Annotated in this window: 1 protein-coding gene; it reads right to left on the bottom strand. The window is 37.6% G+C overall.

The features are described 5' to 3' along the window. Positions 1-134: 134 nt before the first annotated feature. A partial coding sequence (locus DXB52_RS15860; RefSeq protein WP_181983040.1) for an RHS repeat-associated core domain-containing protein occupies positions 135-1,129 on the bottom strand: 995 nt, incomplete at its 5' end.

The following is a 1,129-nucleotide window of genomic DNA, read 5'->3' as shown; positions in this document are numbered from 1 at the left end:
TATTGATACATCATTTTCTTCTATCTTTAATATATCTCCATCCATACCAACATTCCGATTGCTATTAATAATGCAAATACTATGCCTATTACTAAAATTACTATTTTTATTATTTTTTTTATACTTTTCATTTTTTATCCTCCACAAGTTGCCATTTTAGGTGCACTATTGATAAACCATTGATAAAAGGAAGGAGCTACCGATGCAATGTACGCAGCTAATGGTGCCAGTGCCGCATCATCTAATACCCCCACTATTGTTGCATCATCTAATACTACCACTACGAACAAAATTGCTGCTGTGACAACTCCAACTGTCTCTAATATTAGCTTCCAATTAGATATTTGAAAATCTTGAGAGAAACTCCATGAAACATCTGCATATTCGTCAATTTTTGTACTATCTGGTAATTCTAATGGCAAGTTTCCAGATGTTCCACCATATACATGATTATAACCTATTCCATTTTTATCCATGTATGTCCCACCTTTATAAGAAATTCCCGTATCTTGATTTGTATACTCAATTCCATGATTATATTTCCATGTTTCTGGATTCCAATCTTTGCCTGTTAATTTACTTCCGACTTTTAATCCATGAGGCAAATTTATGGATAAATCTAATGTCCATCCCGTAAAGTTTCCCAAAATATCTTTTTGAGCAACAATTATACTACCTCCTCGATGACTAGTAACTTCATAAGAGCCACCTCCCGTTGTAGTCTCGTATAAGACTAAATCTTCTCCATAAATGTGTTTAGACCAAATTTCCTCATATCCCCACCTAATCGCACTACTAACTTTATTTTCTACCCATTGCACTCCTTCATCTATTGCTCCACCAATATCCGTAATCCATTTTGGCCATGCACCATCTAAGTCTACCAAGACCACCGGTGTATTAAAGCAGTAACTATATCGGTTCATACTGAATGGCAGATCCATAAAACCGGCAATCAAATCCTGCCCTGCAAACCTTCCACTCTCTGCCAGATATTCCCTCGCCTGGGCATAATACGTCCCTGCTATCTCATCTCTTTGGTATCCCGTATAGCCAAACGGCTGCATCTCCCCCTGGTTCTGGTACAGGTCTTCCCCAAAGGCTCCATATCCATAGCTCTCTTTGATTG

This window comes from Ruminococcus sp. OM04-4AA, from assembly GCF_003462585.1.
Taxonomy (GTDB): domain Bacteria; phylum Bacillota; class Clostridia; order Lachnospirales; family Lachnospiraceae; genus Mediterraneibacter; species Mediterraneibacter faecis.
This window is presented reverse-complemented; position numbering and strand designations above follow the sequence as displayed.